Origin of the sequence: Aneurinibacillus sp. Ricciae_BoGa-3 (genome assembly GCF_028421645.1) — a bacterium.
GTDB lineage: Bacteria > Bacillota > Bacilli > Aneurinibacillales > Aneurinibacillaceae > Aneurinibacillus_B.
The window spans coordinates 3,552,178-3,573,177 of record NZ_CP116887.1 but is presented as its reverse complement, the minus strand read 5'-3'; the positions used below and the strand labels follow the sequence as shown (position 1 = coordinate 3,573,177).

The window sequence follows — 21,000 nt, the reverse complement described above, 5'->3', positions numbered from 1 at the left end:
GGGTGACGTGATGAATTGGACGAACGCAGAGGGGATTGTCACACTTGATAATTTTATGGGAAAAGATTACCGCGTTGTGCAAAGGGGGGAGCTTACATTTGTGAAAAAAGAAAGTTAGCAAGTATCCAATGGCGAAAGGAAGGATCTATACGTAATGCTAACGAATCCAGTGTTATTATTTCTTTAATCACAAAAATATCGGGATGAATTAATAATAAGCAGCCCGAAGCGTTTGTTCCGAATCTTTGTGGTCAATTCATAATCAAGTCGGCCTTAACAAGGTCGGCTTTTTTTAAAAAGTAAATAATACAAATTTTATTCTTATTTCAATAAATTAACTATACAGTATTTTCCTATGTGTTAACTGTGTTTTAAAGTCGAATTTAGAGGGTAGATCGATCAGGTAATTAGCACATGTTACTTTTTATGTACAAAATATGGATTTATGGATTATTTTACAAGTAGCATGTGAATTACTGGTAAGGTATTGGACACAAATATAAAATGTAATATTTTACCTATTATTATTAATTTAGGAAAATGTTACATATTGTTGAAGGGAGGGTGAGCATGGTAATTTTATTGATGCTCGCTTGATTAGATCTGCGTGCTTACTTTCCTGCTGAGTACTCACCGAAATGTCACTAAGAAAAAGGCTTTCACCGGTGACGTTATGACCAAATCGAATAGACATTAGTGTTTATGCAGCCGTGAGGTGTCTATCATGGGAAATGAAGTGTTCAAATGCTTGAATTGTGGAGATTTAACACCGAAGAAAGAATTTGAATGTCATAATTGCGGACATGACCAATTCGAAAAAACAGAGTATATCTGTGAATAATCCTAAAAAAAGACGCTAGGCGTCTTTTTTGGTGTCTGTATTTTTTGGTTCCCCGATGAAGCGGCTACGCAACTTACTGCAGTATCCAAGAAACAACATCAGCACATAATCTCTAAAACCTGTGGATGTATTCTGGTCAGGCTGTCCATGCTATGGGCATGTAACTTGAGGATACAATATTGAAAAATTCTAGAAGCCAAACATATAGAAGCTCAGCTTTTAATAGTTTAAAGGAATGGCTGTACTTGAAAATTGACAGGGCGAAGAGTCCTGCGTTAAGATATCAAATTGAAATCCTTGTTTTTTTAAGCCTGTTATAATTTCGGGCAAGGCCTGAACAGTAGTAGTTTTAACAGGGGCATCATGCATCAATATAACGGCATTCTCTTTATTAATTGTACTTTCTAACACGGTTTGAATGATTTGATCAAAGTCAACTAAATAACTTTTAGTATCACCTGAATCTACATTCCAATCAAAGAATACATAACCTCGATTTTTAATCTCCCTTTTTAACTGGTTCAGTAAAGAAGGACCCCCATATCTTTTGCTGCCTTGGTTCACCGATCCACCCGGGAAACGGTAAATATTTGGGATAAAGCCAATTGATTCAACTAATGTTTTCTCAAGTTTTTCTAAATCCTTAATGAATAAATCAATCGAAGAATAAATAGTCGAATAGTCATGGGTGTACGAATGTAAACCAATTCCATGTCCTCTAGTTACAATATGTTTATATAAATTTTTTTCGGTTTCCCCATCCGAGCCGATAACAAAAAAAGTTGCCTTAATTTTATATAAGTCTAAAATTTCTAAAATTTTAGCAGTGTTTTCCGAGGGTCCATCATCAAATGTAAGATATGCTATTTTTTTTTGACGATCAACAAATTCCACAGATTGATCTCCCCTTTATCATTTTTTGTTTGTTTTATTTTTTCAAGATTCCTTCATGTTGTAAACACTTTATTATATAATCTGCTCGATTTGTATATGAGTGGGCCTGGACTGAAAGCTGTCCTTGCCTTTGAATTTGTTCACGTTCATCGGGATTTTTTAAGTAATAATCAATTAAATAAAGCGTTTCCTCTGGTGAAGAAGAAACAACTAAGTCACAGCCTGGTTTAAATAATTTTCTAACCGCAGGGGTATCGGATGTAATCAGAAACCCACCAGAGCCTAGGATTTCATATGTTCGTTGCGTTACTTGGTGTTCATAATTTTGAAGCCCTAACATAATTGCGGATGAACTATATACTCTATTGGTGTCCGTATAATCTAGATACCCTTTTATCCATTCTGGTGGAATATCATGACCTAAAATGTGGTTCATTTTCTCCCAGTTTCTCCCCCAAATGCTTAATTTAATTTTATTGATTAATAAAGGTTTAATTAAGGTTTGTAAGGAGTGATTTCGATAATGGTCCGGTGCTTGTTCAAGAACGTCAGGGTAAGCATTAGCCACTAATGAGATTGAACTATCATACTCTGGATCATGGTTACCCCTTTTATGGACATAGGGGTGGAAGCCAAAGTCCAACTGTGCTGAAGGAATACCTAATTTGCAGTAAAAATCGACCATATCTGCTGATAAAGAAAATACAAAGTCAGGTTGCATTCTCATCAATAATGGAAGGGTATAGGAAGAGGTAAAGTGCGGGTCTTCAACAGCCCAATAGATGTGTGGAACCCCTGCTGCTTTTACTCTCTCCCTAATCCAGTTTTGTTTTACCTTGGTATGTTCGGGTCCCCAACCAACTGTAACGATTAGATCGGGACTAAATTCATCAATTATTTTTGGGATATTCTCTTGTGTAAGAGGCCCTGAAGCTCTAACTACATGGCCTAAATCGCGGAACCCATGCGGAATACAATTTAGCCAAATTAGGCTACTGTCTAAAAAAAGAACTTTCATCGCGGTCCACCTTTATCATTTATTATTTAGAGAACAAGTAATATCAGATGCACTATAAAAAATGACAAGGAATAATCTTTCTTCTGTATAGGGTCTCTATGACCATTTTTGCCCGTATTGTATACGAGTGTTTTTTCACGGACTGTAAGCCACGTTTGCAAATTTTTAGTCTTTCATCGGGTCTGTTTAAATAGTAACGAAGCAATTGTAATGTCTCTTCCTTTGATGAGGAAACAATTAAGTCTTTACCTGGTATAAAATGTCTTCTAACTTCGGGAGTGTCAGTTGTAAGAAGAAATCCGCCAGATGCCAAAATTTCGTATGTTCGCTGAGTTAATTGCGTCATTTTATTCTGCACGCCAATAACTATTTTAGCCGAGCTGTATACTTTATTTGCCTCTGGATAAGGTAAATAGCTCTTTATCCAATCTAAAGGAATGTTCTTTTCAAAAATTCTTTTCATTTGGTCCCAATAACGACCGTACAAGTTTATGTCGATTCCCTCATCTAAAAAAGGCACTACAAGAGCTTTAAGTGAAATAAACCGCTGATGGGTAGGATCTTTTTCATAAAGTTGAGGATAACCGTTGGCGACAAGTGCTGCTGTACTTGTGTATTGATTGAATCGGTTAGTTGGATAATGAACACTTGGATGGTAGCCAAAATCCAAATGTGCGGCACTTATTCCTAAACCCTCATAAGTAGCGATTTTTTCTTCACAAATAGTAAAGACAAAATCTGGCTTAGCTCTTTTTATATAAGGCAGAGAAAAAATTTCTGTATACCCAGGATCCTCTGTAGCCCAATATATGTGGGGAATGCCAGAAGGTTGTGTATAGTTTCCGATTCGCTCTTGCTTTTCAAGAGTGTCGTTTGCTGGCGTCCATCCCATACTAAAAATAAGATTGGGTTGGAATTGTGTGAGAGCGGCCTTTAATAACTCCTCCTTGTTTGGATCTATTATTTTAATATGGTGACCTAAATCTTTAAATCCATTGGGAAGGCCAAATACCCACATAGGATGTGTCTCTAAAAAGAGGATACGCACTGCTTATTAGCACCTCTTCCTTGTAGATAAATAAGGCACTTATTAAACTGATGTTGTTACTAAATGTAATTCTTTAAAATTCCCTTATTCTTTAGGGTTTTAATCATATATGCTGCCCTTGCTTTATAAGAGTGCTTTTGCACAGTTTCCAGCCCTTTCATGCGAATCTCATCCTTTTCATCTGAATGGTTTAGATAATAACGAACTAAATCAAGAGTTTCTTCTGGAGATGAGGAAACAACTAAATCCTGTCCAGTTGTAAACAGCCTACGAACTTCCTCTGTGTCCTGGGTGAGTAGAAACCCACCTGATCCAAGAACTTCATAAGTCCTTTGTGTTAGCTGTGTTCGATGATTTTGTAAACCAATAACAATATCGGCGGAGCTATAAACTTTATTGGCCTCGGTATAATGAAGATAACCATGTTGCCATTCAAGCGGGATTTCACTTCCAAGATGCTGCTTCATTTGATCCCAATAATTTCCCCAAAAATCAATCCTTATATTAGATTCAATGATTGGCTGAATGAGGGTTTTTAGAGAAGTATGGCGGAAATGATTTGGATATTCCGTTAACTTGTTTGGATAGGCATTTGCAACAACTGCAAGTTTACATTGATAGTTAGGGACAGAACCAGATGGAAAATGAACGGCGGAATGAAACCCGAAATCCATATGTGCCGCTTGAATGCCCATTTTTCTGTATTCATTAACTTTATAAGGGCAAATCGTAAATACAAAGTCAGGTTGAACACTTTCTAAATAAGGAAGGGTAAAGGTAAAAGTATGTGTTGGATCTTCTGTAGCCCAATAGACATGAGGAATTCCAGACTGTTTTACAAACTTATATAAGCGATTTTGTTTGTAAGGAGAATCATTTTCGGGACCCCATCCCATTGAGAGAATTAAATCCGGTTGAAAGTCTGAAATTATATTCGGTAAATTTTCGTCATTTAGAGGGCCTGATATTTTCACCTTGTGCTCCAAATCTTTAAATCCATTAGGAAGACCATGGATCCACATTGGATGACTTTCCAAAAAAAGAACTTTCATACTGTCCCCCTATGAAAAAAAGCAGTATTTTATTATCATGTTCCTTTATTTCAGGTGTGCCAATTCTATAATACGATAACGCGATTGAAAATGTGTTTTGGAAAACTGAATTGACAGGTGAAGTGCCTTGGTTGATGTTAGTTTTATTCAAATAAATTATTATGCTTTAATGCAAAGTGTCTAATCGTTTTTAATTTCTTTTGCATAATTTATTTTAAATGCTCGTTAAGGAGTGAAAAAATGAATTATAAAGACGGTAAAAAGAAAGTCTATTATGATATCAAAACAAAAAAAAATAATATTGCTTTAACTTTTGATATAGGGAATGGTCATCAAACATTTGAAAAGGTTCTGCATGTTTTAGAGGAAAAAAGTGTAAAGAAGTCAACATTCTTCTTATCGTCCCCTGTATTAATGTCTTTTCCTGAAGTCGGCAAACGCGTTAAAGAAATGGGATATGAAATAGGTTCTCATGGGCATAATCATTACAATTATACTGAGTATGATAATAAATGGATTGAAGAACAAGTAAGGAAAGCGGAAGAAATTATATTTAATAATACTCAAGTAAGGCCAACATTAATACGGACTCCGAATGGAGATTTTGATTACAGGGTACTAGATAAACTTAGTGAAATGGGCTATACCACCATTCATTGGTCAGCTGATTCTTTGGATTGGATGAACCCTGGAGTGGATGTAATTATTGAGCGAGTGCTTTCAAAAGCAAGACCGGGTGTTATCATTTTGATGCATGCAAGTGATACTGCACAACAAACACATAAAGCTCTACCAAACATAATTGACGGTTTACGCCAAAAAGGTTTGGAATTTGTTACAGTGTCAGAATTGATTAATGAGGAACAGATATAATTCTTTTTCTTTAAGGCAAACTTATGGGTTGGAACTATAAAAAGGGCATAAACAAAGGTTACAAGCACTTATGGCGAAAACGAAACATTTTTAATTTTAAACCGTGATGATAAAGCCTCCGAGTTTTATGAACACATTACCTCCGCCCAGGTAATTACTTATGGAATTGATGATAAATCAGATGTTCAAGCAACAGATATTCAGTTAAAACAAAACGGAACTTCATTTACCGTTCATACTTTTAAAGGAACTACTCCAATAATAGAACAGGCATCGAATACAACCTGTTTACTTATTGCAGGAAAAGGTCATAGAACATATCAAATCATTGAAAACAATATGTTACAATTTGACGATAGGCAAGTCGCGAGGGAAGCGATCAAAAAGAAATATGGATTTTAATAAATTTTTTTGAAACAAAAGTTTCTGGTTTTTTATGATAATTAAATAAAAGGAGATGGTATCTCGAGTGAGGGATACTGAGAAGCCCATTATTGCAATTACGGGAAGTTCAGGAAAAACCACTACGAAAGAAATGATTGCTTCGATCCTACAAAGACGACGGAAAACTTTTAAGTCAATAGAAAATGGAAATGATGTATGGTACACCTCTCAATATGTAAACCAAATTAATGATACGTATGAGGCCATTGTTCTGGAATACGGTATGACACATTCAGGGAACATTACTCAGCACTGTAAACTGATTCAACCGAATATAGGAATTATAACCAATGTTGGTACCGCACATATTGGCAATTTTAACGATAAAGTAAAAGGAATAGCTTTAGCTAAATCAGAGTTAATTAAAGGGATGAAACCAGATGGTTTATTGTTTTTAAATGCAGACGATACAAATTCAAAATTACTTGAAACAAAAGAATTCGCTGGTAAAATTTTTACAGTGGGTATACTCAATCATTCGAATTGTCAAGCATTTGAGGTAAATTACACGCATAACGGAATGGTTTTTCAAGTTAATCTTGAGGGAATGAATCACAACTTCTATATTCCAATTTTTGGTGTTCACAACGTCGTTAATGCCTTATTTGCAATCGCTATCACGCATCAGTTAGGATTTGCCGCCACCGACATTCAAATTGGATTGGAAACGTATTATAGAACCTATGGTAGACTAAATGTTCATTCCTTAAAGCGAGAAATTACATTAATTGATGATAGTTATAATGCGAAGCCTTGTGCCATGAAAGCAGCTATTGATGTGCTTGTACAAATTGGAAAAGGCAAAAATATCGTTGTTTTTGGGTCTATGTTGGGTTTGGGCGATTGTTCTCTATCATTACACAATGATGTAGGTAAGTACGCGGCTAACAACAACATAGATTATCTGTATACGATAGGAGATGATGCAGAACAAATTGGGAAAGGAGCTATGGATGCGGGCTTTTCGCCGGAACGACTTACACATTTTTATTCTATAGAAGATTTGAATAACTCATTGGTAAAGCTATTGGAACCTAAAACCACAATTTTGATCAAAGGGTACAGGGGTTATGACAAATCACAAGGATTAAAGATGACAGAAACTATAGCTTATATATTAAAGTATATTGCTCAACTGTAAGATTAATGGCAGATTGTTGAAGCTCTTATTTTTTAACTTTGCATGAGTTTATCAATAGCATAAACTAAAGGAGCGGAAGAATGTCGAACATATGGTGAGCAGGCTCGGAGAATAAGTGAAGCAGGCCATTAAATTGGGAATCATGCATATACTCACCCTGATATGAGAACTCTTTCTACAGAGCAAATTCGCTTAGAATTGAGAAAAACTAATCAAGTTATAGAAAAGGAACTAGCGTTTAAACCTAAATTGTTTACTCCTCCATACGGTTATTTTGATCAAAGAATTATTGATCTTGCAGCTCAAGAAAATATGCTTACTATATTGTCGACACTGGATACACTGGATTGGAAAATAACAGACCCTGAGGAGGTTTCCAGGAGAATTATACCTAATTTAAAAAATGGCTCTCTTATTCTTATGCACCCAACAGAGTCCAGCATTAAAGCATTACCTGCAATGCTGGATGCAGCACATGAAAAATCATATAAAATAGGAACGATAACAGAAGTTCTTTCCCCATATAAAGAACTGCTTCGTTTTTCTCTTATAAAGGGGTGTACGACGTTTAGTTCTTGCTTGATAAACGCTTAAGATTGCCTTTGACAATCTTAAGGCTTTTTTTTACGTTCCTAAGAGGCCAACTATTATGGATACCAGGCAAAATGCTGAACATAATAATCAAAGGATTCAAGAGATGTTACCCTGCCAACGTGGGCCGCGTAGACCAGACTAAAAACTTTTATGGGGAAACAAAAACTCACTTCCATTAAAAATCGGCGATTTAAGCCGACTTTTTTATTTCCTGCGTACCTATTGCTACAAAATAAATTAATGAATATTGCTTTAAATATTTACATTTCAATTTTATTCATAAACTTATCACAGATTATTATTTTTCTTAGGTGTATAATACATCTTTATTAGAGACGTTTCACTCGATGGCAGGGTTACTTTTATAATAGGATTGGGGGCTTTTAACTATGTCCTGGATGGTGTTACATATCATCGGGATTATTGCCTATGCTGCCAGTGGTGCTTTTGTGGCACTTGCAGCTAGATACTCCTTCATTGGAGTTTATGTGTTAGGATTAACAACCTCATTTGGAGGAGCTGTGATCCGAAACTTAATTATTGGAATTCCTATTTCAGGCATATGGGATCGTTTTACGATTTTAACGGTTTTAATCACACTAACGATTATCGTATTGTTGCCAATTAGATGGATTCATCATTGGAAACGATGGGGCTTGTTTTTTGACTCGATCGGACTTGCCTCTTTCGCTATTCAAGGTGCATTATCGGCGAAACAAGTTCATGATAGCTTGGGAGTTATTGTTTTAGCCTCCATGTTTACTGGAGTGGGAGGGGGAATGGTTCGAGATTTGTTAGCGGGTCGGAAACCACTGGCTTTGAAAGAAGAGATTCATGCTGTGTTAACAATGTTTTGTGCAGTTTGTATATGGTTAGATTGGACAAATCCAATCGAGCTCACTTTAATGGTGATTGTTGTCGTGGTTAGTCGGATGTTTGCAATTCGTTATCAATGGCGGATTCCTCTTCCTTGTCATAGAAAAGGAAAGTTAAGTTAATGCCGACATACATGTCCCTTCCCAGAAGAAAAGGCTCGCCCAGTCCTGGGTATAATCGGTTATCTTAACTTATGGCTCTTTTCACAAAAATTATTGTTGTTAACGTAAATTCTTTACTTAACTAAGCGGGAGTTAGGTAGACAAAAAAGGAGAAAATCAATTTTGATTCATTTTCTCCTTTTGCAGTAATATATATTTTCAATAAAAATATATTAAAATTGTTATTAAATAGCCAACAATATATTAATATCAAACAACGTTAATTAGAAAAGAACATAAGAACCAGGACCAATCAAGGCTATACCAACTGCCACAGCAATCAAAACAAGATTGTACTCAAATCCACCTTCTGTTGCCCAGTATCCATTTTTACCATGTACAGTAAAAATCGATACGAGCATCGTAATGACGATAAGAGCGGCCCCAATGGGGGTTAAAACGCCTGCCGCAAACAGAAGTCCTCCGACAAATTCACCTGCTCCTGCGAGGACTGCCATGAGCATGCCTGGTTTGGCGCCAATGGATTCCAACCACCCTGCGGTACCTTTTAAGCCAGCTCCTCCAAACCACCCAAACAATTTTTGTGCACCGTGTCCTACAAAGGTTAGACCTACAACTAAACGTATAATTAAAAGTCCAAGATTAATCATTTTTTTCTCCTTCGTAATTTTTTCCAATAATTAACTTAGTGCAAGAATAAGAACTCCTTACGCTTATTTTTAAAATAAATATAGCGTTCAGAAAATCAAACATCTTGCGGCATTCAATTATGCTTTTAGCACATCGTGGTCCACGTAACGTTCTCCGTTTATTTCAGAAATAACGTTAATCGCTACCTTAGCTCCGTCTCCTGTATTTGTCAACTCAAAATTCCCCCACTTAATCATTTAAAATTCCCCCGCCTAAGTTTTCCGTTTAGGCGCAGGAATGTCTATTTTTCCATTAGAAAGGGAAGTATTCCAACTTGGTTAGTAATTCATTCATCAACTTTCGGTTTCCGCTACACCAGTTGCTGCTTTTCCAGCCATTCCTTGGTTTGTTTCATTCGATAGGAATTCCCGTTCATATTGACAAGATAAGCCTGGTGGGTAAGCCGGTCAATCATGGCTGCCGTCATCACGGGATCCTGGAATATTTCCTCCCATCTCTCAAATGATAGGTTTGTTGTGATGATGGTGGATTTCTGCCCCGCACGGAGAGAGAGGTGCGTGAACAATAATTCCGCCCCTTCCTTGTCGAAGGAGATATATCCCATCTCGTCAGCGATGACCAAGTCGTATTTCTCAAAGCGTTTCTGGAAAGCCCGAAGGGTCCTCTCGGACCGGCACTCCTTGATTTGGTTGATCAATAGTGGGACGGTCGTGAACCAAACCTTATAACCCTCTACACACGCCTTCATCCCTAAGCCTATTGCCATATGTGTCTTTCCGGTTCCGGGGTTTCCGGCTAGGATGAGGTTCCTGCCTTCCTTGATGAATTCAAGGGTCTTCAAACGCTTGTATTTCTTTTGGGCATCTTCCGGCAAATCATACACCGATAGATCCTCCAAATGCTTCTTATAAGGGAACTCAGCCCTCCGGATCCTGTTGTATTGCGCGGAATCCTGTCGGGAGTCCCACTCTTTTTGCAATAAGGCTGCCAGGAATTCCTCATAGCTCGCATCCTTTTGATTCGCCTCTTTGATCAGTTCCTGGAAGCACTGGCGGACGATGGGGAGCCTAAGATCCTTGCTGTAATTGAAGATTTCTTCCGCCCATTCCTTCTGTTTGCTCATGCGATGGCCTCCTTGTTCCCTACTTCTTCCGTCTTGAACAGGGCATCGTACATTTTCAAATGTGCTTTCGATTGTTCACTGATGTCCTTTGTTTCCTTTGAAAGGGCAGAGTCAAGAGGCTTTATCTCTCTGTTTTTGGCACAAAGAATCTTTATCTTATCCGTCGTCACATGGCTTGCATTGATCTTTTTGAGTTTCGTGATGCTCTGTTCAATCTCGGCTATGCTTGATTCTTCCTTCAAAAACTGCATCAACTCTATAAATTCCTTCTCCCGACTGCTATAATAAGTCGTATAAATTGATTTTATCTTTTTGTCTGCCTGTTGTAATGCTGTGCTACCAGCTAATGCACCAGGCTTTTTCTTTAGTGTTTCAAGATAATGCTCCAAGTGCACACTCCATTCATGGCATCCTGTCAGGCGAAGATGCTCAGCTATTCTTTTTTCTTCGTGGAAAAAAATAATCCGGTTTGAGTAGGCTTTCACCTTTACAATTTCGCCAACCAAATGATCGGGGACCGAATAATGGCTTTGATCAATTACTACCGTCGAATACTTGTCGACACGCACGTTTTGGATTCGTGCGGCATCGAATGGAGGGGGAAGGGGGAGGAATTCATCTTGCTCGATTTCCAGACACTCTTCGGCAGTATGGTTTTGTTGGGATGGCTGGGATTTTCGGTTTCGCCGCTCACAGACTTTCATTAAGTATTCATTTGCTTCTTCCAAAGATGCAAAGCTATCCTGAAAAGCAAACGCCTTTCTTCGAACGACCTCAACGCTCCGCTCAACGTGTCCTTTTTCATTTCCTTTCCTTACATTACAAAAGCGATGTCTGAATCCATAATACAGGGATAGCTTCATTAGCCCATCGGTAGGTTCCTTTTCAGTTCCGACAAACCGTTTGACGGCGACTCTCATATTGTCGTAGACCATGGTTTGGTAAACACCGCCGGTGTTCTGGAAGAAGAGGGCATGTGCTTCCTGGAAACACTCCATCTTCTGGGTCATGAACAGGTAGGCCATGCGATAATTTCCAAAAGCCGAAGTGAAAACAGCCATCTGCAGCTTACGCCATTTTCCCGCTATTTTGACCTTCACTTCGCCCCAGTCGAATTCACATATATCACCGGGTAGATAAGTGCCTTTTATAAATGCTTCCTTTGTTTTTTTCTCCAGCTGCCTGATGGTCCGAAGGACGGTACTGTAAATGACTCCGATATCTTCTGCCTCTAGCGCTTCAAAAATATCAATAGGTTTTTTTAGTTGTTTTCGCAGCCCTTTCTTCCGCTTTTGTTCATTTTCTTCAAGGTATCGTATTATCTTTTGTTCTATTTCCTTCGTCATCACTCGCTTTTGACGAATGCCCACCTTATACTTTGGGGCCTCCACAAGTTCCTGGATCAATTCTCCTGTATGTACAGAATCACCACATTGTTCCACTTCAATCTTTTTATTCTCATATTCTTTTATATATTTGCTTACCGTCTTGCGGTCAATCCCTGTCTCTCTTGCAATCTCCCTTTGCGACTTTGCCTCCCTTAAGTACATCAGTAAGACTTCCTGTTTCTTTCTCAACGTAATCAACACTCCAGGCTCCCCACATTATGAAATAATATCTGTAGGGTTTAATTATATAATGGGGGAATTTTCGGTGACTACGGTGGCCCACTTTTAGATTACTAGATACAGTCTCCTGCTGTAATGATAGTGTGTACACTAACTCCAGCAATGGTTCCCGCTGCCCAAATACCATCGATGTTTGTTTTACCAGCCGAATCTACATCCAATACCGTTTTAATTCGAGGTTCCGTTCCAGGTTTCGTTTTAAGACCTACTTTTTCCGCTAGTTCAACAAGAGCACCGGTAGCAAATATTACGTGCTGTGCTTCAAATGAACCTTGTTCTGCTTCGATTTGGAAACCTGTATCTGTTTTGATGATATTTGTTACCTTATCTTCAACAATTTTGGCACCAAATTTACTTGCTTGTTTTTTTCCTACTTCGATAAGATCTGGTCCTGAGATTTCCGTCATCCCATAATGATTTTCAATCCATGCCCGCTTTGTCATGCTCTTATCGGAATCAAGCACCAACGTTTTCTTTCCCGCTTTTGCAGCAAACAATGCGGCACTCGCCCCGGCAGGACCAGCTCCTATAATGGCAATATCGTACATATATAACAACTCCTTTTTTATTTTTTATGAAAAACTGACTATAAGACAAAGAAAGGTATGTACCCATTTGTTTTTTATAGTCGAAAGTTAATGTTAAGTACCCATGTATGTTGATATGAAAACATCTTGTACACTTTACAGTAAATTAGAAGTGGTTTTCGGCAGCGGTAGTTCTTCGGATTCCTTCTCCAATAATCTCTTCTGCTTTATCAGGGGTTTGAGCGTGTCCTTCTACGATAACCTTTGTGAAATCCTTTACCCCAAAGAACGTAAACATGTTTGTCATGTAATTAACTGCCATTTTCATAGAAGATGCTGGTCCTTCGGAATATACACCACCTCTAGCATTTAAGAAATTGATCCAGGTACTTCGTAACGATGTCAGTTGCTTTCTTTTCTTCCGGAGTAAGGTCTAGTCCTTTTCCGAGCTTGAACATGCCATTTATCATATCTGTATCATAATAGGGAAGATTTTCTGCGAATAAATCTAGCTCAGTTACTTCGTCTTCTGGGTGAGATTCTTTATAACTTTGAAGAAAAGCATAATACAGTTTGACGCTGACAGCTTGCTCAATCGGACGAGAATTTGCTTTGATAAAAAGAACATTGTTAGCCATTTTTACTATCCCCTAGTTGTTTGATTTAAGAATGGTTGTTATATCAACTGTTTGGCGGAAAGGTACCTTTTGTTCTATTGGACATTGGTACACATCTTCAAAAGAATTCTCTTAACTTCCATAAGTTCTTCATTCGAAATTCCTTGGCATACCAACTCATTAAATTCTTCAGTAAGAGGAATCACATGATTACCAAGTTCTTTTCCTTCATCAGTAAGATAAACCCTTAAGGAACGCCGATCATTTTCAATGTTTTCTCTTCGAATAAATCCCTTTTGTTCAAGATTAAAAATCATACGAGTAATATTGGATTTTTCTTTCTTTAGTTCTTCGGCAATTTCACTTTGATTTAGACCATCTTTTTGCCACAGAAGCATCATAATCAAATTTTGTTCTGGAGCGAGATGGTAAGGAGCTAATTTGTTTTTAATGTGGTTTGTAAGGGTTAAGTCTGTCTGATGAACAAAGATGCTTATATAATCATGAAAAGATAATTTCAAATGAATCACCCCAAGCTACTGATATAACAACTGTTGATATAGCAACATATTAAACGAAAATGTTTCCTATGTCAATTTTAATGTTGGAGAGTGGGCTAAGCCTTTTTAAAATATCCTTTTTCAAAAAGTTCGGGATCCAGTATCGTGCCTAGAGGAGTGATGTGTCCTCCGCGACTTTTAGCTTCATTCACTAAACTTTGGACATATTTTATTCACTTTGCCCTTTGGATATATCCAGACCAATGAGTGGATTCATAGTTTTCTCGCTTTCCTAATAGTTTTATCTGCCGGTTTAGCGAAGGGATGATTCTCACAGGGAATCCGTCGTGCTCCCCCGGCAACCGTAATTACACCACTGTAATAAAAATGGTCAACTTAAAGTTTCTAAAACCGTAAACCAGTTGAATGCTATCCTCATTTAACCATGTAACAGCATCAACATTATCAGGTGTTTGGTATGCACGCTTTTTTTCTTGTTCAAAGTAATGAAAAAAACGGTGTCTATTTATTGTGAAACGAGGGGAGGATGTTTGCGGGGCGGTTTTGATTGGCTTGTGGAATTAGGGGTACTTGGGGCAGCGTTATTGGCAGAGCTACAGCCCGTTAAGGTAATGGAAGATAGAATAGCGAATGCAGCAATCTTGATTACGATTTTCATTGATGAATCCTCCATGTGATTTTAGTTTGTTGTTTCCTGTATTTGTTTTTGTTGGTTGATTTTATTCCAAATTAAAACGACCACAGCAAATAAGAATAGGACGATTTGTGGTAGAGCACTTTGCCATGAAGGGTAAAAACCTAAAAAATCAATGCTTGGCAAGGTTGAAGCTGTGGTGGACGGCAGGGAACCTGCGAGTTGGAAACTATGAATGCCTAACCCTGCAACTTGAAGCACAGGTAGAAGACAATCAAACTTGAAACCAGGAAAAATGGTCTCATTGGTAACTTCACACCTACAACGAGCATAAGATAAGCGGCAATCGCCAATATCCCAATACCAATTAAAATACCAAGTAATAATTGTTGGAGGCTAATTTGATTGACCATCCCAATAACGAACAGGACAGTTTCTGTACCCTCCCGAAAAACGGCAAGAAACGTTAGCAGCCCTATGGTATAGCTGGTCTTGCTGGCAAGCGGTGTTAAGTAGCCAACCATTTTATCAAGAACTTTTGTAGCCCCATTGTAATTACGAGACGATATCATCGCATTTACTGTAACCATGTCGCGTTCAGTATCGTTATATACGGTTGCGGACTGTGCGACTACAGTTCCCTCCACACTTAACCAAGACTCACGTACCTTCGTGATATCGGTGAGAGAGGACTGTTGGTCTTGGCTTTGAATATCGGCCTTAGTCTTCTGGAGCATTCCAATAAAATCGGACAAGCTGATTGGTGTTACCCTGAATAAGTGGACTGTTTCTTAGACACTTCGTATAATCATCAATGAAGTGTGAAAGAGGGAGATTACCATGGCAAGAAAACAGTATGATATGAACTTTAAACAAATGATTGTGGAGCTAAATCAGAACGGGCAGACAACGGCTTCACTTTCCCGCGAATATGGCATAACCGAGTCTATGATTTACAAGTGGAAGAAGCAATTGACACCTACGGTGCAAGCAGACGGTTCAACGATGAATCCTACTGACGTTAAACGACTTCAAAAGCGAATTGATGAGTTGAAAATGGAAAATGAAATCTTAAAAAAGGCAGTCGCCATATTCGCCAGTCCACCCAATTCCATCAAGTAAAGCTGATTGTTGATTCTTTCAGGGGGACGTACTCTATTACACAAGTACTTCGCGTCCTGGGGATAGCTAAATCGAGCTATTATGCGGCGTTTAAACGCTCAGAGAGCAAACGATCCCAACAAAATAAAGAACTCTTGACCATGATTAGACAAATCTGGTTCGACTCAAGAAAGCTTTATGGGGCTCCAAAGATTCACGCTGAACTTCGGAAAAAGAGTAAGCGTGTTGGGATCAAACGTGTGCAACGCATCATGAAAGAGAACGGAATAAGGTCCATTGTTCAAAAGAAATACAGACCAGCTCATGGTGCTGCTTGCTCGAAAGAGCAACCTGAACGCCTCAATTTAGTGAACCAAAATTTCGATGTACGAACAGTTGGCAATGTCGTGTTTACCGATATCACCTACATCTACACCAAACGAGACCGTTGGGTCTACTTAGCCTCATTCTATGATGCGAAAACGAAGCGAATCGTGGGATGGAATATGAGCCGCACCATTGATACAGCACTTGTACTCGAAGCGTATAACCGTATGAAGGTGCAGCTATCTTCTACTAAGAATCTCATTATCCATAGCGATCAAGGCGTTCAATATACATCAACTGCATATATCGAAGCCTTAAAAAACGACGGCTACCGTGCCTCTTATTCACGAAAGGCCTACCCCTATGATAATGCGTGCATCGAATCCTTCCACTCTGTTCTAAAAAAAGAATTGGTGTATCGTATGCAATTTAACGATTTTGAGGACGCACATCTTCGCATCTTTCAGTACATAGAAGGCTGGTATAATAACCAACGAATCCACAGCGCCTTGGGCTATCGAACACCAAACGAATATGCCAAGCTGTTAGCTCAACAAAAGGTGTCTTAAAATCGGTCCATGATATTGACGTAACATCAGATATTTTGCTTCTTAAATCCTTCACCTGTTGTATACTGGCCGTGCATATATTTTTCATTAACAAAGGAATCCACTGTTTTTAGACCTTGACTTCTTATCCTACACACACTACAATTCGTAGTGTGAGGTGCTTGTAAATGAAAATAGAAAACTTTAAATTCAACGAAAGGGGGTTGAACCGCTTTTTTGGCCCGTTGGAATCCAAAATTATGGATGTGTTATGGAATGGATCAGAAATGGCAATTAAAGAGGTTCAGCTGAAGTTAGAGCAAGAAAAGGCCATCAACTTTAATACCGTTATGACTGTAATGAACCGATTAGTCGATAAGGAAATATTGGAAAAAAGGATTGAGGGAAGAACTTCTTTATATAAACCTGTTCTGACAAAACAAACCTTCTTAGAAAACCAATCAAAAGAGTTAACCCATGAACTAATCGATGAATTTGGAACGTTGGTTGTTAGTCATATGCTGGATGCTCTAGAAGATGTGGACCAAGTTTTATTGGATAAATTAGAACAAAAAATAAAAGATTTAAAGGGAAAATAATTCATGTGGGAAAATCGGTCAAAAGTGATTTTTATTTCGTGTGTCTTCATCGCATCAATGGTCTTTATACAGTTAGGAGCTTATGCTTTACATTTACTGTTCAACTGGGACATAAAGATTAATGTTATTCTATTATGCAAGAATGAGATGCGTTCTCTTGGGCTATACTCTGTTGGCTATGTTCTAGACCTTTTGGTTTTTTACACCGGTTTCTTTGTGATATGGAAAACGATACGGCAGCTATTTTTATCTAAAAAAGTGTTTAAGAAAATAATCATATTAAGAGATGGATCACTCACGGAAGAACTGAACAGAAATTACAGCAAAGAGCATCAAATTATAACGGTGATTAACCACAAAGTTCCGTTCGCATTTACGATGGGTTTGATACAGCCCAAAGTGATGCTTTCTACCGGGTTATTAAATTTATTAAAAAAGGAAGAGGTAGAGGCGGTTATTCATCATGAGTTTTATCATAAAAAACATAGAGATCCTTTGAAAACGTTCTTGCTCTCTCTATTTGCTTCTGTTTTATGGTTTATCCCAATCTTAAGGTGGTTACAGCAACGATACAAAATGATCAGAGAAGTCTTAGCTGATGATCATGCAATAAATACAATGGGTACACCTGTTGCTTTAGGCAGTGCCTTATTAAAACTGTTAAAAAGAGAAAAATCTATAAGTATGCCTTTTTCCTTTGTCTCTTTTGCAGATACTGCAATTAATTACAGAATTAGGAAACTTGTTGATCCTGACACTACGGTGCCTTTACACCCACCGCTTACACCAATAGTGGTATCCATCAATGTGCTTTTATTGCTGTGCACGATGCTTGTCCTTGTATTGTCATAAAATTTTTTTTGTTAAATTACACTACAATGTGTAGTTTTGTGTCTTCTGCGACTTGGAGTATTAGCTTTAAATGAATCGATTGGACATGCTTAAGGAGGAATTAAAAATGTTTAAAAATCAACAAATAGGTTCTTTTATCGTTCGCTTAGTACTAGGTATCACCTTTTTTATTCACGGGTTAATGAAATTTCAAATGGGGATTGTCCACACAGTAGGATTTTTCGAAAAAATGGGGTTACCCGGATTCTTAGCGTATGCGGTAGGTGGAGTCGAAATTGTAGGTGGCGTTTGTTTACTACTGGGATTAGGCACTCGTATATTTTCTGCTATTTTTGTTGTAGATATGTTAGGAGCAATATTTACTGCAAAATGGGGAAAAGGATTTGCTGGAGGATATGAATTCGAGTTAGCATTGTTAGCGATGTCGCTGCAACTCTTTCTGAGTGGAAATTCATTCCTTTCATTAGATAAACAATTTACGCGTCAAGTGGGTGTAAGCAAAGAACTAGAAAGCTAAACGAAGGTCGGTAGAACCATGATTTATTATTTACGTAAACGACTAAATTGATTTATTTATCAGATCTTTTCTGATTACGGCATCTACATGATGCCGTTTTTTTCAAAGCTGTATTGTATGGATCAGCAACAAATCAATTTCATTAAAAAAAGCCATTTAAACTCCTTCATTGGAGTTTATAGCCGTATTTTGAGCGAGAGGTATACAAAGGAAAAAACTATCTTTTGTTATATAGATACAGAGCAAATCCCATCAATAGAATGGCCACTATTCGTTTCCAGTCAATAAGTATCTGTTTGCCCCCAAAAAAATTAAAATGATCAATGAGAGTGCTCATCAAGATCTGACCGGCAATGACAGCGATTAATGAAGAACCAACTCCGATTTTAGGTACAACAAGTACCATAACAAAAAGATATCCGGCACCCAGAACACCACCCAGCAACTGCCATTTCGGCACAGAAACGACAGACAAAATATTGCCTTTGCCGAAAAAAATGGTTACGAGAAAAAGAACCAACGTGCCTACTATGAAAGAAATCAAAGCCCCCTCGATCGTACCTACTTTCCTGCCCAAGGCGCCATTAACACCCGCTTGTATTGACAGCACAGCTCCGGCTATTGCTGTTAAACCTACAAATAACCAATTCATTTATTATTCCTCCTAAATAGCTATGTTGGAAGTCTTTTAGGATAAATGAGTGAGAATCCTCCGCTTTTCAATGGACCATGAGCTACGGGAACTTACTACATTTAAGAGGTTTTTATCCTTTTACTTGGTTTGTTTTTTTTGCCCTCTATAACTCGGAATGGATAATCACGTCGAAGGCAGAGCTTGTGCTGATTCACCTTTTTTCGCTTCTTGGAAGAAGATGTAGTGAATGGCAATTTAGAAGCGTGTTGTTTTTTCAATTTACTACGCTGTTTCTGGTGGCGTAACGCCTTTTGGTATTTTTTGTTCGCGGAACTGGATGAACTCGCTGTACTCCACGAAAAGTGAGCCCGATTCATTAAGAGATACACTATTCTAGCAACGACTACAACGGCAACAAAAAAAAGAGTTGGCTTGAGCAGATTAACAGTATCATGGTAGAGATGAGCACCAAATCCAACTCCGGCAAGGAAAAGCACTGCAGCTGTGAAAATGTGAAACTTCCTCGACATTTTAACACTCCATCCCATTTTATAATGTATCAATCAAAGAAACAAAACTTGTTGGAGTTTCTTTGTTCGTGAGCCTTCCTGATTTATACATTTCTCAATGACATCACTAATATAGTCGTCGTTTATACTCATAAAAGATGTCTGCTATGGTTTACTTACATTTTATAAACTGATACGTAGTAAATCTGTGCCAAACATCACAGTATCTAGGAAGGGTTAACCCTATGCGTGGCAACTTCCAGTCAGCGTGTTATCATTGGATCAACGCGTTACCCCGTATTTGTTGGGCAAAGATTATCCAAGGGAGGTATTCTTCAAGTGAGGAAACATTCCTTTTTGTGGTGAACCGAATGGATTGGAGAGTTTATCCCAATATAAACGCCATTATATAGGAAGACAAATTTGCAGTATTCTACATGCCATTTTGAAATGGATAAATCGTGAATTTTGCATGTCTATTATGTTACTATATGTCGACGAACATGTGAAAACAATCACATGTAACCCAATTTATGGTATAGTATAAGTGAAAACAAGGAGGTGATAATCCACCATAAGTGAACAAGATAAGGAACCAGGCGAAGTTGAAAGCTGAGCAAAAAGTAGAGTGGAAAGGGGATAACCATCATGCTACAAAAATACAGAGCTCACTATATGGTTCCTGTGTGGACACTGGTTCGACTTTGGCTGGGGTATGAATGGATTGTAAGTGGCTGGGAGAAACTTATGGGTGGTTTTAATGCGACCGGATTTTTGAAAGGGGCCATTGCCAATGCTGGTGGCGCACATCCAGCAGTACAAGGCTGGTATGCAGCCTTTCTAAGAGGATTTGCACTCCCGAATGTTGAGTTGTTTGACTTCATTGTACCTTGGGGTGAATTTCTAATTGGGGTCGGACTCATTCTGGGTGCATTTACCACCATTGCTCTGTTTGCGGGAATTTTTATGAACCTGAACTTCATGCTGGCAGGAACAACAAGTACGAACCCTATCTTGTATACTATCGCAGTTTTGCTTCTCATCGCAGGTGCTGCAGCCTACACCTGGGGACTTGACCGTTACATGATTCCTTGGTTAAAAGCCCACTATACCCTTACATTTAAACATAAAGATAAGAAAGTTCATTTTTAACTTTACGTGTTAAATTGTGAAAGAAGCTTAAGGGAGGTTATTTTACCTGGCCAAATGAATGGACAGTTAAACGATGACTGGTATGTTCACAAGTTGATGTGTTTAGTAAATTATTGAGGTGATGTTTTAAGAATGCAACATATTCACAACAGAAGCA

General features: G+C 38.2%; 21 protein-coding genes and 4 pseudogenes. 12 read left to right on the top strand and 13 right to left on the bottom strand.

What is annotated here, in order from left to right; translation table 11 throughout:
• Positions 1 to 1,060: 1,060 nt before the first annotated feature.
• Genes PP175_RS18015 through PP175_RS18000 form a run of 4 tightly spaced genes read right to left on the bottom strand, consistent with a single transcriptional unit; the run spans position 1,061 to position 4,853 of the window.
• Positions 1,061 to 1,735: a polysaccharide deacetylase family protein gene (locus tag PP175_RS18015; RefSeq protein WP_272439683.1), complete on the bottom strand. Its 675-nt coding sequence runs from the start codon at positions 1,733 to 1,735 to the stop codon at positions 1,061 to 1,063.
• A gap of 34 nt (positions 1,736 to 1,769) precedes the next feature.
• On the bottom strand, positions 1,770 to 2,753 hold the full coding sequence (locus PP175_RS18010) for a CgeB family protein (RefSeq protein ID WP_272439682.1): 984 nt from the start codon (positions 2,751 to 2,753) through the stop codon (positions 1,770 to 1,772).
• A 52-nt stretch (positions 2,754 to 2,805) separates the two neighbouring features.
• Positions 2,806 to 3,801, bottom strand: coding sequence for a CgeB family protein (locus PP175_RS18005; protein ID WP_442870388.1), 996 nt, complete (start codon positions 3,799 to 3,801; stop codon positions 2,806 to 2,808).
• 59 nt (positions 3,802 to 3,860) lie between these two features.
• Entirely contained in the window at positions 3,861 to 4,853 is a 993-nt protein-coding gene (locus tag PP175_RS18000; RefSeq protein ID WP_272439680.1) for a CgeB family protein, read from the bottom strand.
• 240 nt (positions 4,854 to 5,093) lie between these two features.
• On the opposite strand from PP175_RS18000, the gene PP175_RS17995 reads away from it, so the two are divergent.
• The 5 genes and pseudogenes from PP175_RS17995 to PP175_RS17980 all read left to right on the top strand — a co-directional run bounded on the left by PP175_RS17995 (position 5,094) and on the right by PP175_RS17980 (position 8,903).
• Positions 5,094 to 5,726 (top strand): polysaccharide deacetylase family protein, encoded by a 633-nt coding sequence (locus PP175_RS17995; protein ID WP_272439679.1) that lies wholly within the window; start codon positions 5,094 to 5,096, stop codon positions 5,724 to 5,726.
• A gap of 90 nt (positions 5,727 to 5,816) precedes the next feature.
• Positions 5,817 to 6,128, top strand: a pseudogene (locus tag PP175_RS30070) (Mur ligase family protein); the annotation flags it as partial.
• Between the two features lie 67 nt (positions 6,129 to 6,195).
• Positions 6,196 to 7,311 (top strand): UDP-N-acetylmuramoyl-tripeptide--D-alanyl-D-alanine ligase, encoded by a 1,116-nt coding sequence (locus PP175_RS17990; protein WP_272439678.1) that lies wholly within the window; start codon positions 6,196 to 6,198, stop codon positions 7,309 to 7,311.
• A gap of 132 nt (positions 7,312 to 7,443) precedes the next feature.
• Positions 7,444 to 7,905 carry a polysaccharide deacetylase family protein gene (locus PP175_RS17985; protein WP_272443317.1) on the top strand — a complete coding sequence of 154 codons (462 nt, stop codon included), beginning with the start codon at positions 7,444 to 7,446 and terminating at the stop codon, positions 7,903 to 7,905.
• 389 nt (positions 7,906 to 8,294) lie between these two features.
• Entirely contained in the window at positions 8,295 to 8,903 is a 609-nt protein-coding gene (locus PP175_RS17980; protein WP_272439677.1) for a trimeric intracellular cation channel family protein, read from the top strand.
• Between the two features lie 263 nt (positions 8,904 to 9,166).
• Here the strand turns inward: PP175_RS17980 and PP175_RS17975 are convergent, their stop codons facing one another.
• The 7 genes and pseudogenes from PP175_RS17975 to PP175_RS17945 all read right to left on the bottom strand — a co-directional run bounded on the left by PP175_RS17975 (position 9,167) and on the right by PP175_RS17945 (position 13,979).
• A complete protein-coding gene (locus PP175_RS17975; RefSeq protein WP_272439676.1) occupies positions 9,167 to 9,553 on the bottom strand; it encodes a DoxX family protein in 387 nt (128 codons plus the stop codon).
• A gap of 117 nt (positions 9,554 to 9,670) precedes the next feature.
• Positions 9,671 to 9,766 (bottom strand): annotated as a pseudogene (locus PP175_RS17970) (pyridine nucleotide-disulfide oxidoreductase); the annotation flags it as partial.
• A 137-nt stretch (positions 9,767 to 9,903) separates the two neighbouring features.
• Entirely contained in the window at positions 9,904 to 10,677 is a 774-nt protein-coding gene (gene istB, locus PP175_RS17965; protein ID WP_272439675.1) for an IS21-like element helper ATPase IstB, read from the bottom strand.
• A complete protein-coding gene (istA, locus tag PP175_RS17960) occupies positions 10,674 to 12,263 on the bottom strand; it encodes an IS21 family transposase (RefSeq protein WP_272439674.1) in 1,590 nt (529 codons plus the stop codon). The genes istB and istA overlap by 4 nt, the downstream gene beginning before the upstream one ends.
• A 104-nt stretch (positions 12,264 to 12,367) precedes the next feature.
• Positions 12,368 to 12,853: pseudogene (locus PP175_RS17955) on the bottom strand (FAD-dependent oxidoreductase); the annotation flags it as partial.
• A gap of 145 nt (positions 12,854 to 12,998) precedes the next feature.
• Positions 12,999 to 13,470: pseudogene (locus PP175_RS17950) on the bottom strand (NAD(P)H-dependent oxidoreductase).
• Between the two features lie 74 nt (positions 13,471 to 13,544).
• Positions 13,545 to 13,979 carry a MarR family winged helix-turn-helix transcriptional regulator gene (locus tag PP175_RS17945; protein WP_334314170.1) on the bottom strand — a complete coding sequence of 145 codons (435 nt, stop codon included), beginning with the start codon at positions 13,977 to 13,979 and terminating at the stop codon, positions 13,545 to 13,547.
• Between the two features lie 521 nt (positions 13,980 to 14,500).
• Here PP175_RS17945 and PP175_RS17940 point away from each other — a divergent pair.
• Entirely contained in the window at positions 14,501 to 14,647 is a 147-nt protein-coding gene (locus tag PP175_RS17940; protein WP_272439671.1) for a hypothetical protein, read from the top strand.
• 196 nt (positions 14,648 to 14,843) lie between these two features.
• Here PP175_RS17940 and PP175_RS17935 read toward each other — a convergent pair whose 3' ends face one another.
• Positions 14,844 to 15,359: an FTR1 family protein gene (locus tag PP175_RS17935; protein ID WP_272439670.1), complete on the bottom strand. Its 516-nt coding sequence runs from the start codon at positions 15,357 to 15,359 to the stop codon at positions 14,844 to 14,846.
• 85 nt (positions 15,360 to 15,444) lie between these two features.
• Here PP175_RS17935 and PP175_RS17930 point away from each other — a divergent pair, with 85 nt between their 5' ends.
• From PP175_RS17930 to PP175_RS17910, 5 genes are all read left to right on the top strand, one after another.
• Complete coding sequence (locus PP175_RS17930) at positions 15,445 to 15,726, top strand: transposase (RefSeq protein WP_272439342.1); 282 nt, start codon at positions 15,445 to 15,447, stop codon at positions 15,724 to 15,726.
• Positions 15,696 to 16,601 (top strand): IS3 family transposase, encoded by a 906-nt coding sequence (locus PP175_RS17925; RefSeq protein WP_334314215.1) that lies wholly within the window; start codon positions 15,696 to 15,698, stop codon positions 16,599 to 16,601. The genes PP175_RS17930 and PP175_RS17925 overlap by 31 nt, the downstream gene beginning before the upstream one ends.
• A gap of 167 nt (positions 16,602 to 16,768) precedes the next feature.
• Positions 16,769 to 17,179 (top strand): BlaI/MecI/CopY family transcriptional regulator, encoded by a 411-nt coding sequence (locus tag PP175_RS17920; protein WP_272439669.1) that lies wholly within the window; start codon positions 16,769 to 16,771, stop codon positions 17,177 to 17,179.
• Positions 17,180 to 17,182: 3 nt separating this feature from the next.
• Positions 17,183 to 18,031 (top strand): M56 family metallopeptidase, encoded by an 849-nt coding sequence (locus PP175_RS17915; protein WP_272439668.1) that lies wholly within the window; start codon positions 17,183 to 17,185, stop codon positions 18,029 to 18,031.
• Between the two features lie 106 nt (positions 18,032 to 18,137).
• Complete coding sequence (locus tag PP175_RS17910; protein WP_272439667.1) at positions 18,138 to 18,548, top strand: DoxX family protein; 411 nt, start codon at positions 18,138 to 18,140, stop codon at positions 18,546 to 18,548.
• A gap of 217 nt (positions 18,549 to 18,765) precedes the next feature.
• On the opposite strand, the gene PP175_RS17905 is transcribed toward PP175_RS17910, so the two are convergent.
• The gene (locus PP175_RS17905; protein WP_272439666.1) at positions 18,766 to 19,200 is read right to left on the bottom strand and encodes a DMT family transporter; all 435 of its coding nucleotides are present in this window, start codon (positions 19,198 to 19,200) and stop codon (positions 18,766 to 18,768) included.
• Between the two features lie 1,139 nt (positions 19,201 to 20,339).
• On the opposite strand from PP175_RS17905, the gene PP175_RS17900 reads away from it, so the two are divergent.
• Positions 20,340 to 20,843 carry a DoxX family protein gene (locus tag PP175_RS17900; RefSeq protein WP_272439665.1) on the top strand — a complete coding sequence of 168 codons (504 nt, stop codon included), beginning with the start codon at positions 20,340 to 20,342 and terminating at the stop codon, positions 20,841 to 20,843.
• Positions 20,844 to 21,000: the final 157 nt, after the last annotated feature.

Bases quoted from the DNA above. Each gene is read 5' to 3' on its own strand.
- PP175_RS17930 (WP_272439342.1), top strand. From the start codon at position 15,445: ATGGCAAGAAAACAGTATGATATGAACTTTAAACAAATGATTGTGGAG.
- PP175_RS17915 (WP_272439668.1), top strand. From the start codon at position 17,183: ATGTGGGAAAATCGGTCAAAAGTGATTTTTATTTCGTGTGTCTTCATC.
- PP175_RS17905 (WP_272439666.1), bottom strand. From the start codon at position 19,200: ATGAATTGGTTATTTGTAGGTTTAACAGCAATAGCCGGAGCTGTGCTG.
- PP175_RS18000 (WP_272439680.1), bottom strand. From the start codon at position 4,853: ATGAAAGTTCTTTTTTTGGAAAGTCATCCAATGTGGATCCATGGTCTT.
- PP175_RS18010 (WP_272439682.1), bottom strand. From the start codon at position 2,753: ATGAAAGTTCTTTTTTTAGACAGTAGCCTAATTTGGCTAAATTGTATT.
- PP175_RS17980 (WP_272439677.1), top strand. From the start codon at position 8,295: ATGTCCTGGATGGTGTTACATATCATCGGGATTATTGCCTATGCTGCC.
- PP175_RS17975 (WP_272439676.1), bottom strand. From the start codon at position 9,553: ATGATTAATCTTGGACTTTTAATTATACGTTTAGTTGTAGGTCTAACC.
- istB (WP_272439675.1), bottom strand. From the start codon at position 10,677: ATGAGCAAACAGAAGGAATGGGCGGAAGAAATCTTCAATTACAGCAAG.
- PP175_RS17995 (WP_272439679.1), top strand. From the start codon at position 5,094: ATGAATTATAAAGACGGTAAAAAGAAAGTCTATTATGATATCAAAACA.
- PP175_RS17920 (WP_272439669.1), top strand. From the start codon at position 16,769: ATGAAAATAGAAAACTTTAAATTCAACGAAAGGGGGTTGAACCGCTTT.
- PP175_RS17910 (WP_272439667.1), top strand. From the start codon at position 18,138: ATGTTTAAAAATCAACAAATAGGTTCTTTTATCGTTCGCTTAGTACTA.
- PP175_RS17900 (WP_272439665.1), top strand. From the start codon at position 20,340: ATGCTACAAAAATACAGAGCTCACTATATGGTTCCTGTGTGGACACTG.